The sequence below is a fragment of the Skermanella sp. genome, from assembly GCF_059503625.1.
On the sequence record NZ_JCACHA010000945.1, the window covers coordinates 1 to 6,854 of the forward strand.

Below are 6,854 nucleotides of genomic sequence, written 5' to 3' on the forward strand. Positions count from 1 at the left end.
CACCGGAGGCGCCGGTCCTGCCCGCCGCCGGTCTCGTGGCGCTGATCGTCGCGGCGTCACGGCGGTAAGGTGCGGCGCAGGGTCTCGGCGGTCGCGGCGTCTGCCGGGAAGAAGGCCTCGATCGCCAGTTCAGACAAGGTAATGTCCACGGCGGTACCGAACACCGTGGTCGTGCTGAAGAAGCTGAGCAGGCCGGCGTCCGTGCGGAGCTACGAAGACGACCGTCTTGCCGGTGCCCCAGTCGCGGTAGAACAGCGACGTGCCGTCGTTCGTCCGGATGAAGCCCGGCATGGTGGCGGCGACCGAAAGGGCATGGCCCATGACTGAATCTCCTGTCGTTCCGACCTCCGGCCGATCCGGGGTCGGGCACAGGGTCGTCCATGGAGCGGGTGGCGGTCGATTACGTCGCAGGTAACGGAATGCGCATTTTCCGACTTTTGTCCCCATCCCGGGAGGGCAGGACCTCCTTGTACTGAACCCCCTGAGCGCCAGCTTGTTAACCATTACAGGCGTGCAAACATCGCAATATGCAGGGAGGCCGAAGTGGCTGATTTGAAGAAGGTCCTGGGGACCATGCTGGTTTCGGGGCTTGCCGGGCGGACCGGCGGCCGGGGAGCGGCGCTGGCGACGGCGGCGCCGATGCTGCTGGGCGGCGGCACGACCAAGGCGGGCATGAGCCTCGGCAAGAAGGCCGGTCTGGCGGCACTCGCCTATCTCGCCTACAAGGCCTGGAACGACAGCGGCAACGCCCAGCTGCAGGGAACGCCGGCGGCACCGCCGGAGAAGAAGGGGGCGAGCGGGCCGTTCGGCGCTTTGTTCGATGCGCTGGGCGTTTTCCAGCCCAAGAACGAGGCCGACGAGGCGGCGGCCTCCGCCGCATTGCCCGGCATCGACGACGCCCAGGCGCTGCTTCTGATCCGTGCCATGATCGCCGCCGCAAACTCCGACGGACAGATCACTGCGGACGAGCGGGCACGCATCCTCCAGCACCTGGACAAGGCAGGCGCCGGTGCCGAGGAACGCCGGATCGTCGAGCAGGAAATCTAGTCGCCCCGCCCGCTGGACGAGATCATCCGCGACGTGCGCGACCAGGATACCGCCGAGCAGGTCTATCTGGCGTCGGAGATAGCACTCAAGGGAGGCACGGCGACCGAGCAGCGCTACCTGGACTTCCTGGCCAGCCGGTTGAATATCCCCGACCAGCGCCGCAAGGAACTGGACAGCATCACCTGACCCATCAGCCTCGACCATGAGCGCCGGAGGCGCCGGATCGATCCGGCGCCTCCGTTTCGCTCCTATCCCTGGTGCGGCACTTCTCCCGCTCCGACGCTGGTATCGACCTTGGCCGCGATCCGGCGGACGCCGTCTTCGGTGAGGGCGCCGACCACGACATAGGTGTAGCCGTTCTCGTCCCACACGCCCACGTTCAAGCCTCGATGATGCTCGATATTAAGCGGCTTGCTTTCCGGAGGGCCGAAGGTGACGCAGATGGCTATCGGATCGCCGTTGTCGCGTGACCAGAGGAATTGTGCGACCGGATAGGCGTCGATCGCCAGCAGGCGCGCGCCTTCGAACCTCAAGCCTTGTGACGACAGGTCGGGGACCTTCAGCGACCTGTTCAGCAGGGAGCCGAGCCATGCCTCGATGTGTTCGCGGCGCTCGCCCGGCACTTCCGCCAGATGTTCGGTCTGGCGGGCGTAGACCAGATGATAGGCGGCGATCTCGTCCATCATGGCCGTACGTTCGTTCATGGCGGCGGCGGTTTCGACCGGCCATGCATGATGATCCAGGGTGTAGTCGATCCCGGCGAGACAGATCAGCAGGACGGAAGCCGCCATCATCCGGTGCAGCCAGGGAGCTCGGGCCGGTGCCGGCCGCTTTTCGACCAGCGCCATCAGGCGGTCGGGAACTTCCTGGAAATGGGATTCTGCGCAGGCCGCGCGCAGCAGCGCCGTGGTCTCGCGCATGCGCCTGACCTTGTACCGCGCCTGCGGGTCCGCGATCAGCAATCGATCGATTTCCCGAAGCTGGGCGGGGTCCAGTTCCCCGTCCACATAGGCTGCCAACATTGCATCGTCTATGAACACGCTCATGGCAGTCACCGTAGCTTGAGAATGTTATCGGCGGAATGCCCGCCGGATGCTTCTATGCGGTCGGCAAGGGCCAGACGTCCCCGCGCCACGCGGCTCATGACCGTGCCGACGGGGATGCCCAGTATTTCGGCGACTTCCTTGTAGGAAAGGCCGTCGACGCAGACCAGCGTCAGGACGGCCCGCTGCTCTTCAGGCAGGTTGCACAGTTCACGGTAGACATTGTCCAGCGTCAGCCGTGCCTCCGCCCGCCGGACCCCGTCGTCGCCGATCGCATCGGTCGCCGCTTCGATCGGAGCCTGGGTCCGGCTGCGCGCCGATTTCCGTTCGTCCGCCCATGTGTTCTGGATGATGCGGAAAAGCCAGCTGTCGAGCCGGCTGCCCGGCTGCCACTGGTAAGTGCGCGTGAGCGCCCGTTCGCAGGCATGCTGAACCAGATCGTCGCCTTCGGCCCTGGAGCCGGTCAGGGCCACGGCGAACCGCCTCAACCTTGGATATAAGGGCACCAAGGCACTTCGCACATGGTTCTCCACCATGACTCTCCCGAACCATCATCATTGTTGCTTGATGACAGAACGATTGAGGAGACAGGCGAATTCCACTACTTCGCCTTTCAGGCCGATACCGATACCAACGGGGAGGGTCTAAATCCCGAACGGGATCCGGCGTGCTGGCACGGAATCCGATGGGCCGGCCGCGTCAGTGGACCAGACGGCCGACCGTCCAGCGCGAAACTTCGGTGAGGGCCTCGTCCAGCGGGACTTCGGGATGGTGGAAGCGGTGGATGATAAGGGCTGCTTCCAGCGCATGCCGGTCGGGAGCACCTGATGCCTTCATTTCGGTAAAGGCTCGTTCGACGGCGGGGCGGCAGCACATGGGTTCGTCTCCGATAGCTTCGGGCTGTTTCGGATTATAGCGTGTCGATCAGAACAGTGTGTGTTCGACCAGAATTTTAGTGCCGATGGCGACAAGTCCAAGTCCGCCGACCAACTCGGCCCGGCGTCCCAGCATCGGCCCGGCCGCGCGGCCCAGCATGACGCCGCCGAAACCCATCAGGAACGTGACGAGCCCGACGAGGCTGGCGGTCAGCGCGATGTTTACGTCTGCCATGGCCAAGCCGACGCCGACGGCGCTCGCGTCGATGCTGGTGGCGACGCCGGTGGTCAGCAGCGACAGCCAGCCCGACCGCTTGGCGGCGGCGGGGTCGTCGGTCTCTCCCGTGATCGCGTTGCGCAGCATGCTGCCGCCGATGGCGAGCAGCAGGGCGAAGGCGATCCAGTGGTCGTAGTCCTGGACGACATCGGCGAAGGAGGATCCGACCGCCCAGCCGGCGAGCGACATCAGGAGCTGGCATATGCCGAAGATGAGGCCGACCCGAAGCGCTTCGGGCAGACCCGGCTTCTTGTAGGCGGCCCCGCGCCCAAGCGCGGCGGCGAACGAATCCATGGACAGGCTGAGCGCGAGCGCAAAGGAAGTGGCGCCGAACATCCGGGTATCTCCGGCCAGACGAGCAAGGATAGCACGCCCGCACCCGGTTGGCCTTCGGGCGGCGGTCATGCCATCAGTCTCGCCGAACCGCCGGATCACATCGTCGCCTGACCGGACGATGTTCCGTAAGCCGCACGCGCCACGGGCATGACACCCGAGTCTGTTGGCACGCGCCCCTTCGTAAAGGGTGGCTACTCCCCAATGGACGGGCGCACCTTACTGACGGCTCCGACACCTGTCAATCTGAACAGGTGTTCAATCTTTACTAAAAGGAAGTAAGTGTGGCAAGGCGGGGCAGGGGAGAAGCCCCATTGAAAAAGAGCTTTCTCCCCAATCCCTTAGCCTCAAGCTGAGCCTTCGGCTTACGCCTTGAGCTGCTCCCCGATCGGCAGCGTCCGGATACGTTTGCCGGTCGCGGCGAAGATGGCGTTGGTCAGGGCCGGGGCCAGCGGAGGCAGGCCCGGCTCGCCGACGCCGCCGGGCGCCAGATCCCAGTTCGACGGGACGATGTGGACGTTGATCTCACGCGGGGCCTGATCGATCCGGGCCACCACATAGTCGTCGAAGTTGCCCTGGACGACGCGGCCGTCCTTGAAGCTGATCTCGCTCGACAAAGCGAGGCTCAGGCCCATGATGCAGGCGCCCTCGACCTGGGAGCGTATGCGGTCGGGGTTGACGACGTTGCCGCAGTCGATCGCCACGTCGATCCTCGGGATGGACAGCGTGCCGTCTTCCGCCACCGCCGCCTCGACCACGGTCGCGACATAGGTGACGAAACTGCGGTGCGCCGCGATGCCAAGGCCGTGCCGTTCCGGCACCTTGCGGCCCCAGCCGGCTTTTTCCGCGACCAGTTCGGTGACGTGGCGCAGGCGGCCGACATCGACCGGGTACATCTTGGTCGATTCACCGTAGTTCCACAGCGTGTCGAGCGACTTCAGCTCGGCGACCCTGGCCGGTCCCATCAGTTCCAGCAGGTAGTCCTTCTGGTCCTTGCCGGCGGCATGGGCCATTTCCGCCGCGAACGACTGGACGGCGAAGGCGTGCGGGATGTTCGACACCGACCGGAACCAGCCGATCCGGGCATGAGCTTCGGCCTCGCCGTTCTCGCAGCGCAGGTTCGGGATGTCGAACGGCACGTCGACCAGCCCCATGCCCAGTTCGAACGCTCCCTGGTGCTTGGGATCGGGGGCGAAGATCGACACGATGCTGGGAGCGACGCTGCGGTGCAGCCACGCGACCGGCTTGCCGTTGGCATCCATCCCGGCTTCGAGCCGCTCGGCCGAGACGGTGTGGTAGTAGCCGTGCCGGATGTCGTCCTCGCGGGTCCACAGCAGCTTGACCGGGGCGCCGTTCATCTCCTTGGCCAGCAAGGCGGCCTCAACCGCGAAGTCGGGCTTGGATTTCCGCCCGAAGCCGCCGCCCAGCAGCGTCACGTGGACGGTGACGTCCTCGAACTTCATGCCGAGCTTCTCGGCGATGTCGGTCCGGGTGACCTGGGGCGCCTGGACGCAGGCCCAGACGTCGCACTTGCCGTCCTTGATCCGGACGGTGGCCGCGGGCGGCTCCATCGGGGCCTGGGCCAGATGGGGAATGTAGTATTCCGCATCGAGCTTCTTCGCGGCCTTGCCCATCGCCGCGTCCACGTCGCCCTCGTTCCGCACGACCTTGGCCGGCTTGCGGGCGGTTTCCTCCATCCGGGCGCGGTAGGCTTCGCTGTCGTAGGACTTGTGCGGTCCGTCGTCCCAGGTGATCTTCAGGGCGTCGCGGCCCTTCATCGCGGCCCAGGTGTTCTTCGCGATGACGGCGACGCCGCCCAGCGGCATGAACTTGGCGGGGGCCGGAGTGCCCTCGATCCTGACGATCTTCAGGACGCCGGGGATCTTCTTGGCTTCGGAATCGTCCAGCGACGCGACCTTGCCGCCGAACACCGGCGGCCGCGCGACCACGGCGTAGTTCATGCCCTCCATCCAGGTGTCGAAGCCGTACATGGCCTTGCCGACCGTGATGTCGAAGCCGTCCGCCAGCGGCAGCCCCTTGCCGATATAGCGGAACTGGTCGGGCGTCTTCAGCCTGATCTGGTCCTTGGCCGGGACCTCCAGGGTCGCCGCTTCCTCCGCCAGCTCGCCGTAGCCGAGCTTGCGGCCAGACGCCTTGTGGACGACCTCGTGGTTGCTGGCCGACACTTCGGACGAATCGACGCCCCAGCGCTTGGCGGCGGTCTGCTCCAGCATCATGCGGGCGCTGGCGCCGGCTTCGCGCATCGCCGGCATGAAGTGCCGGGTGCTGCGCGAGCCGTCGGTGTCCTGGTTGCCGTATTTCTCCTCGTCGCCGGTGGCGTTTACGACGCGGACCCGGCTCCAGTCGGCCTCGAGCTCGTCGGCTACGATCTGCGGCATGCCGGTGCGGACGCCCTGGCCCATCTCCGAGCGGTGGCAGACGATGGTGACCGTCCCGTCCTTGGCGATCGAGATGAAGGCGCTGGGAGCGTTGACCGTGCCATGGGGCATGGCGGCGGCGCCGTAGGCCGTCGCGGTCTGGGCGAACGGCCGGCCGACCGGCATGATCCGGGCGGCCAGCACCAGGCCGCCGCCGGCGACGATGCCCTTGAGAAGACCGCGCCGGCTGACGTTGGTGATACCCTCGCCGGTGATGCCTTCACCGGTGAGGGAGGTGTCCGTTTCGGTCACTGGGGTGTTCAGCAACGAGGTCATGTCACGCTCCCTTCACAGCTTGGCGGATCGCCGTGCGGATGCGCGTATAGGTGCCACAGCGACAGATGTTGCCCCACATGGCGGTGTCGATTTCCTCGTCGGTCGGCGACGGCGTCTGCTTCAATAGGGCGGCAGCCTGCATGATCTGCCCGGACTGGCAATAGCCGCACTGCGGCACCGCGACGTCGCGCCACGCCTTCTGGAGCGGGTGGTTGCCCTGCGGGTCCAAACCCTCGATCGTCGTCACCGAAGCGTTTTCGGCGGCGCTGATCGGCGTCTGGCAGGACCTTATGGCTTCGCCGTCGAGATGGACGGTGCAGGCGCCGCAGGCGGCAATGCCGCAGCCGAACTTGGTGCCGGTCAGACCCAGTTCGTCCCGCAGGTACCACAGCAGCGGCATCTCGCCGTCGCCGTCGAATTGCTTCTCCTGGCCATTGATGCGCAGCTTGATCATCGGTTCCTCTTGAGAAAAAACGAGCCGGTTAGAAAAATCGTGGTCGGCAAGGGCTTCGGGCGAAGCCGCTCAGCCGGAGCTTGCCGGCGGCATGACGACGTAAAGAATGTT

Annotated in this window: 7 protein-coding genes, 1 pseudogene and 1 riboswitch; of the genes and pseudogenes, 1 reads left to right on the top strand and 7 read right to left on the bottom strand. The window is 65.9% G+C overall.

Features of this window, described 5'->3' with window-relative positions; genetic code table 11:
- Positions 1 to 129 precede the first annotated feature (129 nt).
- Entirely contained in the window at positions 130 to 321 is a 192-nt protein-coding gene (locus AC5JJ6_RS34460; RefSeq protein WP_496046369.1) for a hypothetical protein, read from the bottom strand.
- 252 nt (positions 322 to 573) lie between these two features.
- On the opposite strand from AC5JJ6_RS34460, the pseudogene AC5JJ6_RS34465 reads away from it, so the two are divergent.
- Positions 574 to 1,233: pseudogene (locus AC5JJ6_RS34465) on the top strand (tellurite resistance TerB family protein).
- Positions 1,234 to 1,295: 62 nt separating this feature from the next.
- Here AC5JJ6_RS34465 and AC5JJ6_RS34470 read toward each other — a convergent pair.
- The 6 genes from AC5JJ6_RS34470 to AC5JJ6_RS34495 all read right to left on the bottom strand — a co-directional run bounded on the left by AC5JJ6_RS34470 (position 1,296) and on the right by AC5JJ6_RS34495 (position 6,743).
- Positions 1,296 to 2,093, bottom strand: coding sequence for an anti-sigma factor family protein (locus tag AC5JJ6_RS34470; RefSeq protein ID WP_496046370.1), 798 nt, complete (start codon positions 2,091 to 2,093; stop codon positions 1,296 to 1,298).
- Positions 2,094 to 2,098: 5 nt separating this feature from the next.
- Positions 2,099 to 2,626 (bottom strand): RNA polymerase sigma factor, encoded by a 528-nt coding sequence (locus tag AC5JJ6_RS34475; RefSeq protein WP_496046371.1) that lies wholly within the window; start codon positions 2,624 to 2,626, stop codon positions 2,099 to 2,101.
- Positions 2,627 to 2,789: 163 nt separating this feature from the next.
- Positions 2,790 to 2,966, bottom strand: a complete 177-nt coding sequence (locus AC5JJ6_RS34480; protein WP_169789353.1) for a hypothetical protein — start codon at positions 2,964 to 2,966, stop codon at positions 2,790 to 2,792.
- Between the two features lie 48 nt (positions 2,967 to 3,014).
- Positions 3,015 to 3,578 (bottom strand): manganese efflux pump MntP, encoded by a 564-nt coding sequence (locus AC5JJ6_RS34485; protein ID WP_496046372.1) that lies wholly within the window; start codon positions 3,576 to 3,578, stop codon positions 3,015 to 3,017.
- 49 nt (positions 3,579 to 3,627) lie between these two features.
- A riboswitch (yybP-ykoY riboswitch) is annotated at positions 3,628 to 3,790 on the bottom strand.
- A 150-nt stretch (positions 3,791 to 3,940) separates the two neighbouring features.
- Positions 3,941 to 6,289, bottom strand: a complete 2,349-nt coding sequence (locus AC5JJ6_RS34490) for a xanthine dehydrogenase family protein molybdopterin-binding subunit (RefSeq protein WP_496046373.1) — start codon at positions 6,287 to 6,289, stop codon at positions 3,941 to 3,943.
- A 1-nt stretch (position 6,290) separates the two neighbouring features.
- The gene (locus tag AC5JJ6_RS34495) at positions 6,291 to 6,743 is read right to left on the bottom strand and encodes a (2Fe-2S)-binding protein (RefSeq protein WP_496046374.1); all 453 of its coding nucleotides are present in this window, start codon (positions 6,741 to 6,743) and stop codon (positions 6,291 to 6,293) included.
- Between the last annotated feature and the right edge of the window lie 111 nt (positions 6,744 to 6,854).

Coding starts and splice junctions, on each gene's coding strand:
- AC5JJ6_RS34480 (WP_169789353.1), bottom strand. CDS start 2,966: ATGTGCTGCCGCCCCGCCGTCGAACGAGCCTTTACCGAAATGAAGGCA.
- AC5JJ6_RS34460 (WP_496046369.1), bottom strand. CDS start 321: ATGGGCCATGCCCTTTCGGTCGCCGCCACCATGCCGGGCTTCATCCGG.
- AC5JJ6_RS34485 (WP_496046372.1), bottom strand. CDS start 3,578: ATGTTCGGCGCCACTTCCTTTGCGCTCGCGCTCAGCCTGTCCATGGAT.
- AC5JJ6_RS34495 (WP_496046374.1), bottom strand. CDS start 6,743: ATGATCAAGCTGCGCATCAATGGCCAGGAGAAGCAATTCGACGGCGAC.
- AC5JJ6_RS34470 (WP_496046370.1), bottom strand. CDS start 2,093: ATGAGCGTGTTCATAGACGATGCAATGTTGGCAGCCTATGTGGACGGG.
- AC5JJ6_RS34475 (WP_496046371.1), bottom strand. CDS start 2,626: ATGGTGGAGAACCATGTGCGAAGTGCCTTGGTGCCCTTATATCCAAGG.
- AC5JJ6_RS34490 (WP_496046373.1), bottom strand. CDS start 6,289: ATGACCTCGTTGCTGAACACCCCAGTGACCGAAACGGACACCTCCCTC.